This window comes from Candidimonas humi (genome assembly GCF_019166065.1).
GTDB lineage: Bacteria > Pseudomonadota > Gammaproteobacteria > Burkholderiales > Burkholderiaceae_B > Candidimonas > Candidimonas humi.
This window is the reverse complement of the sequence record NZ_JAHTBN010000002.1, coordinates 354539-372726: the sequence shown is the minus strand read 5'-3', so window position 1 is coordinate 372726 and position 18188 is coordinate 354539. Positions and strand designations below refer to the sequence as shown.

15 protein-coding genes are annotated in these 18188 nt (G+C 66.6%); 6 read left to right on the top strand and 9 right to left on the bottom strand.

Annotation, left to right across the window (positions count from 1 at the left end; genetic code table 11):
- Positions 1 to 2 precede the first annotated feature (2 nt).
- The 4 genes from KVP10_RS05145 to KVP10_RS05130 form a co-directional block, all read right to left on the bottom strand.
- Positions 3 to 812 carry a transporter substrate-binding domain-containing protein gene (locus KVP10_RS05145; protein ID WP_217963412.1) on the bottom strand — a complete coding sequence of 270 codons (810 nt, stop codon included), beginning with the start codon at positions 810 to 812 and terminating at the stop codon, positions 3 to 5.
- A gap of 349 nt (positions 813 to 1161) precedes the next feature.
- Complete coding sequence (locus tag KVP10_RS05140) at positions 1162 to 2628, bottom strand: CoA transferase (RefSeq protein ID WP_217963410.1); 1467 nt, start codon at positions 2626 to 2628, stop codon at positions 1162 to 1164.
- A gap of 87 nt (positions 2629 to 2715) precedes the next feature.
- Complete coding sequence (gene dinB, locus KVP10_RS05135) at positions 2716 to 3897, bottom strand: DNA polymerase IV (RefSeq protein ID WP_246600337.1); 1182 nt, start codon at positions 3895 to 3897, stop codon at positions 2716 to 2718.
- Between the two features lie 117 nt (positions 3898 to 4014).
- The gene (locus KVP10_RS05130) at positions 4015 to 4965 is read right to left on the bottom strand and encodes a LysR substrate-binding domain-containing protein (RefSeq protein WP_217963408.1); all 951 of its coding nucleotides are present in this window, start codon (positions 4963 to 4965) and stop codon (positions 4015 to 4017) included.
- Positions 4966 to 5217: 252 nt separating this feature from the next.
- Between KVP10_RS05130 and KVP10_RS05125 the strand changes: the two genes are divergently transcribed.
- From KVP10_RS05125 to KVP10_RS05115, 3 genes are read left to right on the top strand one after another with little or no spacing between them, the layout of a single operon-like run.
- Entirely contained in the window at positions 5218 to 6180 is a 963-nt protein-coding gene (locus KVP10_RS05125; RefSeq protein ID WP_246600335.1) for a tripartite tricarboxylate transporter substrate binding protein, read from the top strand.
- 20 nt (positions 6181 to 6200) lie between these two features.
- Positions 6201 to 7103 (top strand): alpha/beta hydrolase, encoded by a 903-nt coding sequence (locus tag KVP10_RS05120; RefSeq protein ID WP_217963406.1) that lies wholly within the window; start codon positions 6201 to 6203, stop codon positions 7101 to 7103.
- 53 nt (positions 7104 to 7156) lie between these two features.
- Positions 7157 to 7684: a DinB family protein gene (locus KVP10_RS05115; RefSeq protein WP_217963405.1), complete on the top strand. Its 528-nt coding sequence runs from the start codon at positions 7157 to 7159 to the stop codon at positions 7682 to 7684.
- 120 nt (positions 7685 to 7804) lie between these two features.
- Here KVP10_RS05115 and KVP10_RS05110 read toward each other — a convergent pair whose 3' ends face one another.
- The 5 genes from KVP10_RS05110 to KVP10_RS05090 all read right to left on the bottom strand — a co-directional run bounded on the left by KVP10_RS05110 (position 7805) and on the right by KVP10_RS05090 (position 14499).
- Positions 7805 to 8779 carry a Bug family tripartite tricarboxylate transporter substrate binding protein gene (locus tag KVP10_RS05110; RefSeq protein ID WP_217963403.1) on the bottom strand — a complete coding sequence of 325 codons (975 nt, stop codon included), beginning with the start codon at positions 8777 to 8779 and terminating at the stop codon, positions 7805 to 7807.
- A 242-nt stretch (positions 8780 to 9021) separates the two neighbouring features.
- Complete coding sequence (gene tcuB, locus KVP10_RS05105) at positions 9022 to 10191, bottom strand: tricarballylate utilization 4Fe-4S protein TcuB (protein WP_217963401.1); 1170 nt, start codon at positions 10189 to 10191, stop codon at positions 9022 to 9024.
- A 97-nt stretch (positions 10192 to 10288) separates the two neighbouring features.
- Positions 10289 to 11686: an FAD-dependent tricarballylate dehydrogenase TcuA gene (gene tcuA, locus KVP10_RS05100; RefSeq protein ID WP_217963399.1), complete on the bottom strand. Its 1398-nt coding sequence runs from the start codon at positions 11684 to 11686 to the stop codon at positions 10289 to 10291.
- A gap of 113 nt (positions 11687 to 11799) precedes the next feature.
- A complete protein-coding gene (locus KVP10_RS05095; protein WP_217963398.1) occupies positions 11800 to 12738 on the bottom strand; it encodes a LysR family transcriptional regulator in 939 nt (312 codons plus the stop codon).
- A gap of 165 nt (positions 12739 to 12903) precedes the next feature.
- Entirely contained in the window at positions 12904 to 14499 is a 1596-nt protein-coding gene (locus KVP10_RS05090) for a glycosyltransferase family 39 protein (protein WP_217963397.1), read from the bottom strand.
- Positions 14500 to 14896: 397 nt separating this feature from the next.
- On the opposite strand from KVP10_RS05090, the gene KVP10_RS05085 reads away from it, so the two are divergent.
- The 3 genes from KVP10_RS05085 (at position 14897) to KVP10_RS05075 (ending at position 18009) form a co-directional block, all read left to right on the top strand.
- Positions 14897 to 16222, top strand: a complete 1326-nt coding sequence (locus KVP10_RS05085; protein ID WP_217963395.1) for a CmpA/NrtA family ABC transporter substrate-binding protein — start codon at positions 14897 to 14899, stop codon at positions 16220 to 16222.
- 101 nt (positions 16223 to 16323) lie between these two features.
- A complete protein-coding gene (ntrB, locus tag KVP10_RS05080) occupies positions 16324 to 17205 on the top strand; it encodes a nitrate ABC transporter permease (protein ID WP_217963394.1) in 882 nt (293 codons plus the stop codon).
- 3 nt (positions 17206 to 17208) lie between these two features.
- Positions 17209 to 18009 (top strand): ABC transporter ATP-binding protein, encoded by an 801-nt coding sequence (locus KVP10_RS05075; protein WP_217963393.1) that lies wholly within the window; start codon positions 17209 to 17211, stop codon positions 18007 to 18009.
- The last annotated feature ends 179 nt before the right edge of the window (positions 18010 to 18188 follow it).

Sequence of the window (18188 nt, the reverse complement as noted above, 5' to 3'; positions counted from 1 at the left end):
GCTCAGTTTGCCTTGCGGACCTTGCTGACATCGATGCCGAACCATTTGTCGGAGATCTTGGCGAACTCGCCGTCCTTGAAGGAGTCTTCGAGGATCTTGTTCACGGCCGCAGCGAATTCCGGATTGCCCTTCTTGAAGGGAATGCCGTTGAACTTCGGGCCGCCCACGATGGCGCCGCCCTTGATGGGCAGGCTCGAGGTCTTGACCAGGTAGGCTGTCATCAATTGGTCGTTCAGCGCCGCGTCGACGCGGCCGCCGACCAGGTCGGACAGATATTCGGGCGCGCCCGGATAGCTCTTGACGATCACGCCTTCCTGGGCCTTGGCCAGGGCCTCGTAGTTGCTGCCCTGCGACACGCCCAGCTTCTTGCCCTTGAGATCGGCAAAGCTCTTGTACTGGTGGGTGTCGTCCTTGCGCAGGATGAGCTGCGGGCTGGACGCGACATACGGCACCGAGAAGTCGAAGGTCTTCTTGCGTTCGGGCGTGATGCCGACCTGGTTGATGATGACGTCGAACTTGCCGGCTTCCAGGCCTGCCAGGATGCCGCTCCATTCGGTCTTGACGAACTGCACCTTGACGCCGAGCTTGCTGGCGATCAGCTTGGCCACGTCGATGTCGAAGCCATCGAGCTGCCGGGTCTTGGCATCGACGAAGTTGAACGGCGGATAAGTGCCCTCGACGCCGACCAGCAGGGTGCCGCGCGCCTTGACGGTATCGAGCAGGTCCGCGGCATGGGCGGAGACACCGGCCAGGCCGGTAAACGCCAGCGTCGCGGCCGCCAGCGCAGTGCGCAGGAATGTACTGAATTTCATTGTTTGGCTCTTCTGAAACGAGAAATCTGAAACGCTGAAGAATCCTGTGTACAAGCCGCCGCGCCGCATGCATCCGGGGCTTCGGGCCCTCTGCGGCGCCGCAAATTTTTGCGACGGCTACCGGCTATCGCTGCAATTTGCGCCTTGCATCCAACCCGAATCCACGGCGCCTGCTTGCGCCCGGCTTGTCCAGAGGATTCTTAATGCGACCGAGCCGGCGCGCCCGCGCCGGACATATATCTGTCGCACATATGTTCATGCTAACAACGACTGGTCGGATTGGTAACGATTTCGTTCTTACTTATATATTCTAATCGGATATATAAACAATTCTACAAATTGCCTGGTGTTATTTTTCATCCGGCCACTGCGGCGCTGCGCTGCGCAGCGAACTGGCCGGCAAGTCCCAGTGCATGGGCGCGCCTTCCACTATGCAGGGCGGGCGCAGCCGCCGCGCCGGGCCCCATTCGGTGCGCTCGGGCTCGGCGGCCAGATCGGCGGCAGTCTCGGGCGCGAGATCCTGCGCATCCGGCGGCGCCGGCAGCGAGCCGAGCAGCACGGCCGTGCGCGCCAGCGACAGGCGCGTCATGCTGCCGACGCCCTGCTCCAGGCGCCGCGCCAGGCCGCGCAGTACCGCCGTCGCCATCAGGTAGCCGGTGGCCTGGTCCAGCGCCTGCACCGGCAGCGGCGTGGGCCGGTCGCGTCCGTAATGCAGCATGCCCGCTTGGGCAAAACCGTTGCTCATCTGCACCAGGCTGTCGAAGCCGCGCCGCCCGTTCCACGGGCCGGTCCAGCCGTAGGCGTCCAGGCAGACGTCCACCAGCCCGGGGCGTATCTGCTGGCGCCGCGCGGCGCCCAGGCCCAGGCGCTCCAGCGCGTCGGGCCGATAGCCGTGCACCAGCACATCGGCCTGCGCCAGCAAGGCGACGAACTGCCGGCGCTGGGCCTCGTCCTTCAGGTCGAGCAGCGCGCAGCGCTTGCCCAGCGTCACTTCCGGCACCGTGCCCGGCTCGACCCAGAACGCCGGGTCGATGCGCAGCACCTGCGCGCCATAGCCGGCCAGGAAACGGGTCGAGACCGGGCCGGCCAGCACGCGGGTCAGGTCCAGCACCTTCAGGCCGGCCAGGGGCCTGTCGGGTGCGGCCCCTGGCGCCGCGGGCGCACTGCCGCCAGCCTGCGGCGCCCCCAGTTCCGTATGAAACAGGGGCTCCGCGGCTACTGCCGCGCCTTGCGGATGCGCGGCCCATTCGGCGCGCGTGCGCATCATGGCCGCACAACCGCCCGCGCGCACGATCGCGGTCTCGAGTTCCTGGGCATCCCAGCCCGCCACGGCGCGGGCCACCGCAGCGCGCTCGGGCGCGGCGCCCAGCACGCCCAGCTCCGCCTCACGATGCGGCGGCATATTGGCATGCAGGCGTATCCAGCCGTCGCGGCAGGCATAGTCTCCCGTGACGGGGTCGCGCGGATCGGGGGGGCTCCAGCCTTGCGGACGCAGGCTCGTGGCAAACCAGAACGAGGCCAGGCGCCGGTCCACCTGCAGCGACGGCTGGCGCCCGAACCTGTGCCGCATGTATTGCGCCAACGCCAGGCCGGCCGCGCCCACGGTCGCCGTCGCCAGTTCCGTGACGGCAAAGGCCGAAGGCAGGGAACCCGCGCCTGTCACCTCCAGCTGCGCGGCGCCGGGCCGCGCCGCGGAATGTGCAGGGCCCGTCGCCGGATCCTTTGCCGACCCGGCAGCCGGGCTCTCGGCGGCGCCAGGGCCCGCGGCTGTCGCGATGGCCGACAGAAACTGGTCGATCGTGGCAGAGCTATCCATGTACGGCCTCCAATCCGGCTATGCAATGATCACAATGGTCGGCACGAGCGTGCCCGGGGAGCTTGCCGCGCCGGCTGCGAGCCCGCATCAGCAGAGCTGCAACTGCACGCCGTGTCCCGCTTGCTGCGGCCCGTCGCCGGGTTCGTGACGCGCATCCAGGCTGCCGGCGCGCACGCCCAGCAGGCGGATGCGATGATCCAGGACGACGCGCTTCAGGCAGACTCTGGCCGCCCCGAGAATGGCGGCGGCGTCGGCCGCGGCATCCGCCAGCGTGACGTCGCGCGTCACCGTGCGGAAGTCTTCGAAGCGCAGCTTGATACCTATGGTACGCGCCTCGTAGCCCTTGCGCTGCAGGTCGGCGGCAAGCTGCACGCACAAATGCTGCAGTATGCCCGACAGCTCCGCGCGGTCGCGCCGCACGTGCAAGTCGCGCTCGAAAGTGGTTTCGCGGCTGATCGACTTGGGTTCGGTATGGGTCAGCACCGGGCGATCGTCGATGCCCTGCGCCACGGCTATCAGCCAGCGCGCATAGCTCAGCCCGAAATTCTCCTGCAGCAGATCGGGGGCGGCGCGCGCCAGGTCCCCCACCGTGAGTATGCCCAGCGACTCTAGGCGCGCCCCGGCCTTGGGGCCTATGCCGTTGACCTTGCGCGCCGGCAGCGGCCAGATGCGCGTGGGCACGTCATCCATGGCAAGCAGGGTCAGGCCGTCGGGCTTGTCCAGCTCGGAGCCGATCTTGGACAGCAGCTTGTTCGGTGAAATACAGATCGAGCAGCTCAGGCCCGTGGCTCCGCGCACCGCATCCTTCAGGCGCTGCGCCAGCTCGCGCGAAGGTTCGGCGTGGGCGCTCAGGTCGATGTAGATCTCGTCGATGCCGCGATCCTCGATGGCCGGCGCGATCGCCGCCACCGCCTGCTTGAACAGGCGCGAATACTGGCGATAAACGGGAAAGTCCACGGGCAGCATGATCGCGTCCGGCGCAAGCTGCGCGGCCTTCATCATGCCCATGGCCGAGAACACGCCCAGCGCCCGCGCCTCGTAGGTGGAGGTGGTCACCACGCCGCGCCCCGCGTAATCGCGCAGGCGGGCATATTCGCGCGTGCCGTCGGGCCGCAGGCGCGGGCCGGCGCTGCGCGCCGCGCCTATCACCACAGGCAGCCCCTTGAGTTCCGGATAGCGCAGCAGTTCCACGGACGCGTAGAAGGCGTCCATGTCCAGGTGCGCAACGCGGCGGGAATTATCCCACGCGGGAGCCGGCTTCGATTCCATGTAGCGTTTGTCGGGGGCGGGCCAATGCCGATGAATGACTGGAAACGAGTGTAATCGACATGCGGCTGCGGTTCACATACGGCAGGCGCAGCGGGCTTGCGCTCGATCGACCCGGCTTCACGCCGCCTCTGGTCGTCCTCGGTCCGCGGCAGCGCGCCGCAATGCATCCAGCATCAGGGACAGCGCCGGACTTGCTTCACCGGCCAGCCATGCCATCCCTATGGGCCCCACGTCGTACTTCAATTGCAGCGGCAAGGCCGACAAAGCGCGCCATCCGGCGTAGCGTGCCGCGGCGCTGTGCGACACCACATTCAGGCCATGGCTGCGTTCCAGCAGCCCCAGATTCACGAATGGCGACGCAGACTCTATCCAGGGGGCGGGCGGCGCCAGACGCTGGTCGAGGAAGGTGGCGTCGATGGCGCGGCGCAGCACCGTACCGCTGGGCGGCAGTATCCAGGGATACGCCGCCGCATCGCGCCACGACACGCGCTTCTTCTTCACCAGCGGGTGGCCGTTGCCGGCCACGACACAATGTGCGTCCAGGTACAGGGCCTCGCTGCGCACCGCGGGCGAGAAGGCCCGCTCGTCCAGCCGGCCCACGATCAGGTCGAGCTCGCGCCTGTCGAAGCGCGCCCACAGACCGGCGGCAATATCCTCGACTACCTCGAGCCTGACGCCGGAGGCCAGCCGCTCCAGGCCCAGTATGGCTTCGGGCAAGAGGCGCGAGCCCGTCGTCAGCATGGTACCCACGCGCAGCAGGCTGCCTGCCCCCTCGGCCAGGGCGCGCAATTCGCCGCCAAGCTGCCTTGTATCGTTGAGCGCGCGGCGCGCATAGCGCAGCACGGCCGGCAAATAGACGGTGGGGCGGATATGCCGGCCGCGGGCATACAGGGCCACACCCAGTGCATCTTCGATTTCTGCCAGTTGCTGTGAGATAGCCGGCTGGCTGCTGTCCAGCGCCGCGGCCGCTGCGGTCAGGCCGCCGTGCTCGGCGATGGCCAGCAATACTTCCAGGTGCCGCAGCTTCAGGCGGCGCATCTTCAAGGCGGCACGATGGCTTTCATCCATTTGATTTTTTTATGCATCTATACATATTCACCTGTTTATCTTTATATCAAACGGGCGCAGCATTGTGAAGAGCCACGGTCTTGCCGCCGGATTCCCCGCCACAGTCCGGGGCGCCCGCGGCGCCGAACGGACAAGAACCTTGCTTGCCTACTTCCGAAGGAAGGAACTTGGACTCCGACTCGTGGCCCCATCACGCATAAATACGAAACAGACCCAATCTGCACGAGGACGACATACATCATGAACCGGTATATGAATCTGCTGCGGGGCATCGCGCTCGCCCTTGCCGCGCTCGCCAGCAACGCCGGCGCAGCCGGCTTTCCCGACAGGCCCATCAAGCTGGTCGTGCCGTTCCCCGCAGGCGGCGGCACGGACATCGTCGCCCGCAAGCTTGCGCGCGAACTCACGGTGGAACTGGGGCAATCCGTCTATGTCGAGAACCGCGCGGGCGCCACGGGCAATATCGGCGCCGCTGTCGTGGCGCGGGCTGCCGCGGACGGCTACACCCTATTGATGACGGCCGCGCCTTTCGCCATCGCGCCGGCACTGTTCAAGGATCTGAGCTTCCACCCGATCAAAGACTTCACGGCCATCACGGAAATCGCCACGGTGCCCCTGCTGCTCGTGACTCGCAAGGATTCTCCTCTGCACTCCGTGGCGGATCTGGTCGCCGCGGCGAAGAAACCCGGAGCGAGCCTCACCTATGCGACTTTCGGCGTGGGATCTCCTCCTCACCTCGTGGGCGAGAAAATACAGCAACTGGCCGGCATCAAACTGCGCCAGATTCCGTATAAAGGAGGCCAAGCTGCACTGCCGCAGATCCTGTCCGGGCAGATCGACATAGGCATACTGGACGTAGTGTCCATGGCGCCGCTGGTCAACAGCGGGCGCCTCCGGGCGCTGGCCATCACGGGCCCGGTGCGTTCGCCCTCGCTGCCCAATGTGCCCACACTCAGCCAGCAAGGTATACATTTCGACGCCGTAGGCTGGTACGGCCTGTTCGGGCCTGCCAGCCTGCCTCCAGCTGTGCGCGACAAACTCAATTCCAGCGTCAACAAGATCCTGGCCAGGGCCGACATGCGCAAACTCATCGTCAACGGAGGCTCGATACCCATTTCACCGCCTACCAGCGCCGCGCAATGGCAGTCACGCTTCGACAGCGACGTACACCTGTGGGGCAAGATCGCCCGCGATTCCGGCGCTGCCGTGAACTAGCCAGACCTGCGAGGCAACACATGAAGCACAATGACTCCGGCACACCGGGGGGCTACGAGCTGCACGCCGACATGGTCTACGGCCAGGCCATGGTGGAGCGGCGCCCCGGCGCGACGCCCAAGCTGCGCGAACTGCGGCTGGATCTCCATCTACCCGTGGGAGCACCGCCGCCCGCCGGATGGCCGGTACTGGTGCTGGCCTTCGGCGGAGCCTTCCATCGCGGCAGCAGGCAGGACGACTCCTTCGGCGCTGCGCCTAATCGCAATGATTCGATGGCCTGGTACTGCCGCGAATTCGCGCGCAGGGGCTACGCCGCGTGCTCGATAGATTATCGGCTGGTGCCCGAAGATCCCGCGCCCGGCGATACCCCGGTGGTGGCCGATGCCGGCCACATCCCGCGCTCGCGCGTAGACCTGGTACGGCAGATCATGGGCCTGCCACCGGCCAGCGACGAACAATTGCGGCTGGGCGTAGAGGCGGCCAGCGATGACATGGCCATGGCGGTCAGGTACGTCAAGGCCAACGCAACGCGCTGGAGCCTGGACCCGTCCAGGCTGGCGGTGGGCGGCTTTTCCGCGGGCGCAAGAACCGCCCTGAATGTGGCACTGGGGGAAAAAGAGCCTGTCGCGGCGGTGCTGTCGCTATCGGGATACATGCATGAAACCGACCTGCGCCGGCACCTCGATGCCGGCCCTCCCTTTCCCGCAATACTGCTGGTTAGCGCCGAGCACGATCTGGACTACGTCGCAGCAGCCGCCCCCGCGATGGCGCGGCACATGACCAGCCGCGGCCTGCATTGCGAGCACGTGCAGGTACCACGGGCGACGCACTTCTATCCCTCCGCTGCCGCGGCAGTGCACGACACCCTCGGCCCCATGACAGTGCTGCAAGCCATGGCCGGCTTCCTGGAACGCACGCTGTAGCCTGGACTTCCCCGGTGCTATCATGCAAGGCCGCAATGTCCCGCGAGGCTGCCATGACCAGCGCCACGGACTTCAAATCGCACTTGTCGATGCTTGCCGGCTACCACGGCTGGGCCAACCAGCTGCTGCTGGAAGGGGTAGCGCCGGTGTCGCCGGAACACTACCGTGCCGACGCCGGGCTGTTCTTCGGCTCGATCCACCGTACACTGAACCACTTGCTGCTGGCCGACCGCGCCTGGTATGGAAGATTCGTCGGACGGCCCGAATCCTATGCCCGCCTGGACCTCGAAATCGAGCCCGACCGCGCCGCGCTTGCCGAAGCGCTGGCAGAACGGCACTTGCTATGGAAAGAATTGATCGCCGCGGCACAGCCCGACGCCGCGGCCGGCACGCTGCACTACACCACCACGGCGGGCGAGCCCTCGGCGACTCCCTGGCTGGCGACAGTCACGCATGTCTTCAACCACGCCACACATCATCGCGGGCAGGTCACCGCGGCGCTGACGCGCTACGGCTATGCCTGCCCGGAAATCGATCTGATCTACTTCGTGCGCCAGCGCGGCATGGCCGCGGCCGGCTGAACCGAATACGCAATAAGCACTTATGCGCGCAAGCCGCGGCAAGCTGAGCCGGCCCGCAGCGGGCGGCTGCGGGAAAGCCGAAGCCACCCGCCGCCCGCATGCGCATGTACCAGGCGCGTATCAGTTCTTCTGCATATTCACGGCCTTGGCGATCTCGCCCCACTTCTTGGTCTGGTCGACGATGAAGGTCTTGAATTCGGCCGGCTTCATGCCGCCGGGATCGGCGCCCAGGGTGTCGAAGACCTTGACCAGCTTGGGATCCTTCAGCGCCTTCACGGTCGCTTCGTAGATCTTGTCGCGTACGGCCGTGGGCGTACCGGCGGGCACGAGAATGCCGTACCAGGTCTGGAAGTCGTAGCCGGGCACGCCGGAGGCGTCGATGGTCGGCAGGTCGGGGAAGAACTTGGAACGCGTCTTGGTGCTGACCGCCAGGGGATGCACGGTGCCGGCCTTGATCTGCGCCGCGGCCGAGCCGCTGGTCTCGATCGCCATCTGGATCTGGCCGGAGATCAGGTCGGTCATCATCGGCGCGCCGCCCTTGTAGGGCACGTGCACCAGGTCGGTCTTGGTCATGGACTTGAACAATTCGCCGGCCATGTCCTCGGTGCTGCCGATGCCCGCGGAGCCGAAGTTGACCTGGCCCGGATTCTTCTTCGCGTAATCGATGAGCTGCTGCACGGAATTGACCGGCAGCTTCTTGTTGACGATGAGAATATTGGGCACCGAGGCCACCACGGTGATGGGCTCGAAGTCTTTTTCGAAGTTATAGGGCAGGTGCTTGTAGATGGCGGGCGCGATGGTGTGCGCGATGGTCGACATGAAGATCGTGTAGCCGTCGGGCTTGGCGCGCGCGGCATAGCCCGCGCCCAGTGTGCCGCCCGCGCCGGCACGGTTGTCCACGATCACCGACTGGCCGAGCTCGTCGCCCAGCAGTTGCGCCAGGGGACGCGCCACCATGTCGGTGGTGCCGCCGGGGGTGAAGGGCACGACCAGCGTGATGGGCCGCTCGGGCCACGAGGCCGCCGTTGCGCCGGCGCTCAGGGCGCAGGCGGCCAGGGCCACGGCCCCGGTCTTGATGAAAGAAGATTTTTTCATGTTCTCTAGTCCTTTTATTCGGAACAATGTATCTAAAGGCTACGTAAAACGCCTCGCCCGCCATTATCGCAGCCGAGGCGCGGACCGCAAGCGCGCGATCCGTTGACGCCGGATATGGCGCGCCAGGCCTGGAGCCGCTTGCGAGCCCGCCCGCGTAGAGATTGCCGTGCCGTGCCGCTATGCCGTATTGCTCGTACTGTCCGGGGCTTCGCGGCCGGCCTTCTCTGCGCGGGCGACCCGTGTCAGTCGGTCCCCAGGCGCAACTTGCTGGGCAGCCTCTTCTCGAACGAATTCTTCAGCAAGGCTGCGCAGCGGTATACGCCGTGGGCAAACTTGCCGTAGGGCATGGTCAGGAAGAAGGCCATTACAGCCCCCAGGTGCACCGCCAGCAACACGGCCATGGCGCTGGTATCGCGCAAGGCCAGCAGCAGCAGGCCGGTAAGGCTGACCACGAACAGCAGTACGATGAAGCCGCGGTCCATGGGTTTTTGCGCCGCATCGCCCTGCAGCGGGTAGCGATGCAGATTCAGGTACAGCAGGCCCGCGGGGCCCGCCAGCAGCCCCAGGCCGCCCAGCGTGCCCAGGATCACGGGCAGGCTCAGGAAGGGATAGGGCGCCGGCCAGTCCAGCAGGAAATGATAAAGCGTGGCCACGCAGGTGGCGGCAAAGCACAGCATGAAACCGTAGAACGTCAGGTGATGGAAGCGCCGCCGCGCCAGCGTGAACCGGTCGTCCGATTCGTTGCAGCCGTCGCCGTGGCCGCCGTCCAGGTACTTCAGGCTCAGGGCCTGGCCCGACGCCTCGGCCAGGGCCGCGCCCTTGCCCTGCTGCAGGCTGCGCCCGTCTGACACATCGCGCCAGAAACGCCGCACACCCACGCCCAGCGCCAGGATCATGAACAGGAACACCACGCCGAACATCACGGCCAGCAGATTGTGCGGGAAGATCGCATAGAAATTGCCTGCCATGGGTGCATGCCAGAGCGAACCGCTGAGCGCCACCGCCAGCACCAGGAACAAGGCCAGGCCCACGAACAGCGCCAGCGCCAGTGTGGCGCCGGCACGCCGGTACAGCGCCCCCAGCGGCCGCGGCCAGGCATATTCGACATAAGTGTCGAGCCGGACTTTGGCCATGGCCTGCGGCACATTGACCATGAACTCGTGCGGCGGCGCGTATTGACAGGCGTGCAGACAGGCGCCGCAGTTGTGGCACAGATTGGCCAGGTAATTGACGTCGGCCTTGGCGAATTCCAGGCGCCGCGTCATGGCGGGAAAGACCGCGCAGAAGCCTTCGCAATAGCGGCAGGCATTGCATATCTGCATGACGCGCGCGACTTCGGCCTCGTCGGCGGTAAGAGGCAGGGCGGGCTGCCAGTTGGCGGCTTCGCCGCTCAGGGTTTCAAGTGTTTGCATGGATGGATTCCTCGGGCGGATCAGATCCGCCGGGCCGCCCCGGGAAGCCTGCGGCTTTCTTGCGGGACGGCGTAGGTAATTGGCGTGGCGGCCATTTTCAGGCGGCGACGGCGTCGTTCTGCAGCGCGGCCGCAGCCGCTTGCGTGCCGGCAATGCGCCCGAAGGCGGTACCGATAGACATGCCGACCCCGGCCGTATAGCCCTTGCCCAGCACGTTGCCGGCCATTACCTCGCCGGCCGCGAACAGGTTGGCGCTGGGCTCGCCGCCGAAATGCACACGGGCCCGGTCGTCGACCTTGACGCCCAGATACGTGAAGGTGATGCCCGGCCGCAGCGCATAGCCATAGAAGGGCGCCGTGTCCAGGGGACGCGCCCAATGGGTCTTGGCGGGCGTCAGGCCTTCGGTATGGCAATCGTCCTGCACTTCGTGGTCGAAGGTGCCGACCCGACAGGCCTCGTTGTAGGCCTGCACGGTCTGCATGAACTGTTCTTCGGGCAGTTCCAGCTTGCGCGCCAGCTCAGGCAGCGTGTCGGCCGTCACCCCGGGAAACACCGGCGGCATGAAACGCCCGATCGCCTTGGCGTCGATGATGGAATAGGCGATCTGGTCGGGCTGCTGCGCGACCAGGCGGCCCCAGATGGCGTAGCGCTTGGGCCAGAAATCCTCGCCCTCGTCGTAGAAGCGCCGTCCGGTCTTGTTGACCACGACGCCCAGCGACACGCAGTCGATGCGGGTACAGATGCCGCCGTCATACAGCGGCGCGCGGGCGTCGATCGCCACGCAGTGCGACTGGGTCGGGTCGCCGATGGAATCGGCGCCCTTGGCCAGCAGGTCCTTGAGCAGCACGCCCATATTGAAACGCGTGCCGCGTATCAGGAAATTGTCGGCCACCCACTGGCCGTCGACCTGCCCCCAGGCCTCGCGCAGCCATTCGCGGTTGGATTCGAAGCCGCCGCTGGCCACCACACAGGCGCGCGCGGGGATGCGCTCGCCGCCGACGTGCGCCGCCACGAAGCGGTCGCCGTCGAGTTCCAGCGAATCGACCTTGGCGTTGTAGCGTATCTGCACGCCCAGGTCCTCGGCGCTGCGGTAATAGGCATTGACCAGGGCCTTGCCGCCGCCCATGAAGAAGGCATTGGTGCGCGCCACGTGCAGCGTGCCCGACAGCGAAGGCTGGAAGCGCACGCCGTGCTTGCGCATCCAGCCACGGCAATTCGACGAGGCGCGGATCACCAGCCGGGCAAGATGCTCGTTGGTCTGCCCGCCGGTCACTTTCAGCAAGTCCTGCCAGAATTCCTCTTCGGGATAGGCATCAACCAGCACGTCCTGCGGCGCATCGTGCATGCAGCGCAGATTGCGCGTGTGCTGCGAATTGCCGCCGCGCCATTCCTTGGGCGCGGATTCCAGCAGCAGCACGCTCGCCCCCGCCTCGCGCGCCATCAGGGCAGCGCAAAGCGCGGCGTTGCCGCCGCCCACCACCAATACGTCTATCATTGTCCGCCTCCCGGAATTCCAGCCGGATACTTTAGCGCGCCGTGGCGGGCCGCACTAGACAGGCGGGCGCGATGATCCCTTCACGATTCGTGAAGGCTGCCACGCGCCTCCGGTCAAGACGCCGCGGTGCTGGGAGGCAAATGGGCCCCGGCCCAGCTCCCCGCCCGCACCAGCGACCGGGCCGTGTCCAGCAGCACCACGCGCGCGGCGAGCGCGGCCGGCGACAATTCTTCTTCGCTCAGGCTGGCCAGCACATTGTGGCGCTCCACCTGCGCATCGGTGATTTCCACCAGCCGCATCGGCACGCCGCTCAGGCGCGCGACCGCGGCCCCGGGCTGTATGGTGGCCCCGTAGCCCTCGCGCACGGCGTCCATCAGCATGGCCAGCGAGTCGATTTCCATGACGATGTTCGGCGCCAGTTCATGATGCGCGAAGGCTGCATTGAGCGTGGCCCGCAGGCCATGCGGCCCGGTGGGCACGATCAGGGGCATCGCGCCGATCTGCTCGAGGCGCACGCGCTTGCCGCGCGGCGCGCCGCGCAAGCCCGGCGGAAAGATGACGAACAGCCGCTCGCGCAGCAGCGCGATGGTGCTCCAGCGCTGCCCGGCCTCGGTCTGGAACACCACAGCCAGGTCGAGCTGGCGCGAATTGAGCATGGTCACCAGATGACCCGACAGCGTCTCTACCATGTGCAGCCGCACGTCGGGGTAGCGCTCGCGCATGGCCGCCATGAAAGGCACGCCCAGCACCGCGGCGGTGGTCGGGGCCAGCCCGACGCTGACGTGGCCGGACAGGCGCGCCTGCCTGGCGGCCTGGCTGGCATGCTCGACGTGCCGCAGCGCCAGTTGCGCCTGGCGAAAGAACGCCACGCCCGCATCGGTCGGTATCACGCCATTGGCGGTGCGCTGCAGCAGGCGCGTCGCCAGTTCGCCCTCGAGGCGGCTGATCTGCTGGCTCAGCGCCGACGGCACCAGCCCCAGCTCCAGCGCAGCCTTGCCCAGGCTGCCGGCCTGCACGGCACAGACGAAGTAGCGTAATTGGCGTAATTCCACTGTAGCGCCGTCCTCCAGGCTTTTTTTTCGATTTGAATGTCCCTGGCATCCCGGTGCGAAAGCGCAGGCAACCAGAGTCCGAGTGTAGCGCCGCCGCCTGCTGGAACCAGCAAAAATGGTTACGCGTCCCACGACGGGACCGCAGATCCGCGGCCCGCCGAGGCCTCAGTGCGCGGGCCGCGCCGGGCAGTCCGGCTGCGGCGGGATGATGCCCCAGTGCACCACGATCATGGGGCTCTTCTGCGTGGACCAGCGTTGCTGCAGCACGCCCTTGTACGGAGCTTGCTCGTACAGGCGGCGCACCGCAGGCGACGGGCCGCTGCTGTGGTCCGCCGTGCTGTAGGCCACCAGCGCGCCGCAGCGCGTCGGGTCGGAGGACTTCAGCCACGGCGATTCCCGCAGGCTGCCGTCGATGAAGACGTTGGCGCTGGGCCGCACGTGCACCGCGATATTGCCGCCCAGCCAGGTATCGGCCACGACCAGCGTCAGGGGTGCGCCCGGGACATACTGATGCCAGATGTCCTGCATCTGCAGCGAAATCTGCTTGCCCGGGTATGTGGAATCGGTCTTGCGGCCGGTGTAATAGGCCAGCGGCCCGCGGCCGATGGCGTAGCCGACAGCCATCAGCATCTGGATCGCGACGATCACGATGGCCGTCCTGCGCAGCATCGCATGCTCGTCGCCGCGCAGCCACCAGTAGGCGTAAAAGCCGAAAAGCACGAAGAAGGTGCTGGCCCAGGAACTGCCCAGGCGCGTGCCCAGCGCGCCCGAGACCAGCACGGTCAGCACCACCGGACCGATGCCGACGATGAGCAGGAACGAGCGGTCCCAGGCGCTGAGCTCCTGGGCATAGCGCGGCGCTGCCGCGCCTGCGGCCGTCGGCGCGGAGGTCTTGGCGGTCTTGGAAGCGGCCCTGCGGTTCCAGGCGTACAAGGCGATCCAGGCCACCAGCATCGGGCTCAGGCGCCCGAGTTGCGTGGTCAGGAAACCCCAGATATCGGACATCACGCTGAATTGCGGGTCGCCCCCCGGCACTATGGATTCGTCGGCGTAATGCAGCGGTTCGAACGCATGCTGGAACAGCCAATAGACGTGCGGCGCGATCACCAGCAGGAAGGTCAACAGCGCCAGCGGCACGCCCCGCAGCGCAGCCCGGTCGCGCCAGTGGCCCTGGCGCAGGAAGAACAGGAAAAACGCCGCGAACTGGATCAGCGCGCTGTACTTGGTGATGAAGGCCATGCCGCAGGCCGCTCCCAGCCAGAGCCAGTCGGACGCGCGGCCATAGCGCAGGGCCCGGTAATACAGCCACGTCGAGGCCACGATCGACCACATCTGCACCGAGTTGTGGTTGTACATGGTCGCGCGCACCGAGAAATACGCGGTGACCGACACCAACAACATGGCGATCAGCGCACGCCGCGGCGTGGTGAATTCGCAGCCCAGCTTCCAGACGAACCACAAGGCCAAGGCAGAGAACAACTGTCCGGCGAGGAAAGTCAGCCAGATGGGCTTGCCGAAGACCGAGGCCAGGCCGTACATGAACCACGCCGGCACCGGCGGATGCTTGTAATAGCCCCATTCGAAGCTGGAAGCCCAGACCAGCTCTTCCATATTGTCGAGGTCGGGCGACTTGTGGCTGATGCCGCACAGCACGGCCCAAAGCGCCACCATGCCGGCCAGGAACAGCAGCACATAGAAAACCACGGGCCTGCCTGCGGCGGACGCCGCGGGGGTAGGAATAGGATCTGCGGAGAAGGCCATGGGAATCGTGCGACCGGGGGCGAGAAGTAGGCCGGCACATCCGCGGCTGCGGGATTCGTGCTCGGCGCCGCAAGATTTTAGGCGATGGCTCGCTGCGGCGGGCGTTCCGGGCCAGGCTTTTCGCTACCGTGTGGCTGGAATCCAACCAATTATTGCGGCGCCGGCCCGGCTTCGCTCCGGCGCCCATGCACCGCAAAGCGGCGACATGGCCCGCTGATGGTGCAGTGCAAGAAAAAACGGCAGGCGCCCCCGGACTCATCCGCCCCGAACCCTCGCCGACGACATGGCAGTTTTTTTCGGTATCGGGATATTGGCACGAACATTGCTTATGACTGGAGTGTGTGCACGAGCCCACGGGCTCGCCGCGTAAACCCATATCTCCGGACCAGGACCGCAAATGAAAGCCGCCGACAAGACTTCCCGCAAGCACTATGCCGACCATTCTTCCTCTTCTGGCCGTCCCGACCTGACGCCAAGCGGCGCGAGCCGCCGCGCCTGGCTGGGCAGGGCCGCGAAGTCCGCCGCAGGATTGGGGGCCGCCGGCCTGTTGAGCCCGCTGGCCGGCCCCGCCGCCTGGGCCGCAGGCTCCGATGCGCCGGAAAAGACGGAAGTGAAAATAGGCTTCATCCCCTTGACCGACTGCGCCTCGGTCGTCATGGCCGCGGAGCTCGGGCTGGACAAAAAACATGGCGTGAAAATCATACCCAGCAAGGAAGCCTCGTGGGCCTCGGTGCGGGAAAAACTCGTCACCGGCGACCTGGATTTCGCGCATGCGCTGTACGGCATGATCTACGGCATGCATCTGGGCCTGGCCGGTGCGGCGACAAAAATGGCGGTGCTGATGAGCCTGAACCAGAACGGACAGGGCATCACCTTGTCGCGCCAGTTGCATGACACGGCGGGCGTAACCGACGGGGCGAGCCTGAAGAAGGCCATGTCCGCGGCCAAGCGCACATACACATTCGCCCAGACTTTTCCCACGGGCACGCACGCCATGTGGCTCTACTATTGGCTGGCCGCCTACGGCATCGACCCCTTCAAGGACGCGCGCGCCATTACCGTGCCGCCGCCGCAGATGGTAGCCAATATGCGCATCGGCGCCATGGACGGCTTCTGCGTGGGCGAGCCCTGGAATGCCCGCGCCATCGCCGACGGCATAGGCTTCAGCGCCGCGACGACCCAGGACATCTGGCCGGACCATCCCGAAAAAGTGTTGGGCGCGCGCGCCGATTTCGTGCAGAAATATCCGAACACCGCACGCGCCGTCGTCGCCGCCATACTGGAAGCCGGCAGATGGATAGACAGCTCGCCCGACCATATGCGCAAGACGGCGCAGACGATCGCCGCCAAGTCCTATGTGAACACCCAGGCCGGGCTGATACAGGGCCGCATGCTGGGCGAATACAGCAACGGCCTGGGCCGGTCATGGACCGACAGGCACCCCATGCGCTTTTATGGCGGGGGCGCCGTGAATTTCCCATATCTCAGCGACGGCATGTGGTTCCTTACCCAGCACAAGCGTTGGGGCCTGCTGCGCAAGCATCCGGACTACCTGGCCGTGGCCAGCGAAATCAATCACATCGCCCTGTACAAAGAGGCGGCCGCGGCGGCATCCGTGCCTGTGCCCGCAAGCACTATGCGCGCGGCCACCCTGATGGACGGCAAGACCTGGGACGGCGGTAATCCGGCCGCCTATGCCGACAGCTTCGCCATTCACGCCTGAACGAGCACGGCGAGTCGATCGCCGGCATCGCGATCGACTCGCCGGTTTTCGGTTTTCGGGCCAAGTATCGCCCCCCACGCACACAGATAGAGCAGCTCGCCATGAATCCTTTTCTCGCAAAATTCGTTTCCTCGCCGTCCTTGTCCCCGCCCGCAGCCGCCGGCAGCGTAGATCCCACGCCGGCCATCGCCGCCGCCCAGTGGCGCCGGCGCGCTGCGCAATGGCTGAACCAGTGCGCGGCGACGCTCTGCGGCTTCGGCTTGCTGCTGGCCGCCTGGCAGCTCGTGTCGATGAACATCGCCGGCATACCGGGCCCCGCCCCCACCTTCCGCTCGGCCGCCGTCCTGTTCGCCGATCCGTTCTACGACAAGGGCCCCAACGACATGGGCATAGGCTGGAACATCCTGGCCTCGCTCGGCCGGGTCGCTGCCGGCTTTGCGCTGGCGGCGGCGGTCGGTATACCCGCCGGCTTCCTGATCGGCCGCTTCAAGCCCCTGGACGCCATCTGCGCGCCGGTCATCAGCCTGCTGCGCCCGGTGTCGCCGCTGGCATGGCTGCCGCTGGGCCTGTTGCTGTTCAAGGCCGCCAACCCTGCCGCCATCTGGGCCATTTTCATCTGCTCCATCTGGCCCCTGATCATCAACACGGCGGACGGCGTGCGCCGCGTGCCGCAAGATTATATGAACGTGGCCCGGGTGCTGAACCTGCCCGAAAGCACGGTGTTCGCCCGCATACTGCTGCCCGCCGCGCTGCCGCACATGCTCACCGGCGTACGGCTGTCGATCGGCACCGCTTGGCTGGTCATCGTGGCCGCCGAGATGCTTACCGGCGGCACCGGCATCGGCTTCTGGCTATGGGACGAGTGGAACAACCTGAACGTCCAGCACATCCTGGTGGCGATCTTCGTGATCGGGGCGGTCGGCCTCGCGCTGGACGCGGCCCTGGGGGCGCTGGCCCGGCATCTCGACTACAAGGGAGAATGAAACATGAAGAACTTCGTCAGCCTGGAACGGGTCGGCCAAAGCTACGGCAGCGGCCGCAATGCTTTCGTGGCGCTGCGCGACATCGACCTGTCGATCGCGCAAGGGGAATTCGTCACGCTGATCGGGCATTCGGGCTGCGGCAAATCCACGCTGCTGAACCTGATCGCCGGGCTCGTGCCGGCCACCGAAGGCGTGCTGCTGTGCGCCGGCCGGGAAATCCGCGGCCCCGGTCCCGATCGCGCCGTGGTGTTCCAGAACCACTGCCTGCTGCCGTGGCTGACGTGCCTGGAAAACGTGCACCTGGCGGTGAAGCGGGTGTTCGGCGCCGCCGAGGACGCGCGCCGACTGCAGGAACGCAGCGTGGCGGCGCTGCGCCTGGTCGGCATGGACCATGCCGCCCGCAAGTACCCGCGCGAAATTTCCGGCGGCATGAAGCAGCGCGTGGGCATCGCCCGCGCGCTGGCGATGGAGCCCAAGGTATTGCTGATGGACGAACCCTTCGGCGCACTCGATTCGCTGACGCGGGCGCACCTGCAGGATGCGCTACAGGAAATCGTGGCGGCCACGGGCACCACCACCATCATGGTCACCCACGACATCGACGAGGCGGTGCTGCTGTCGGACCGCATCGTCATGCTCGGCAAGGGGCCGGCGGCCACCATCGCCCGCATCCTGCCCACGGGCCTGGCGCGGCCGCGCCGGCGCAACGACCTGGCCTACGACGCCCGGTACCTGGAGTGCCGCGCCGAGGTCATGGATTTCCTGCACGGCTGCCAAGAAGAGCTCCAGCCGGCGGTCGCCTGAATCTTGCGGCCGGCCCGGCCGGCCGCGCAACAGGATCCGTCCGCATGCCCGCGCGCTGCGCCATGCATGGCCCGGGCCGCCGATGCCGCACAGCCGCTGTCGGCATGCGCACGCTGCCGACACCGCAGATGCCGCAGATGCCATGGACACGTGGACACGCGGGCGCAAGGGGTTTGCAG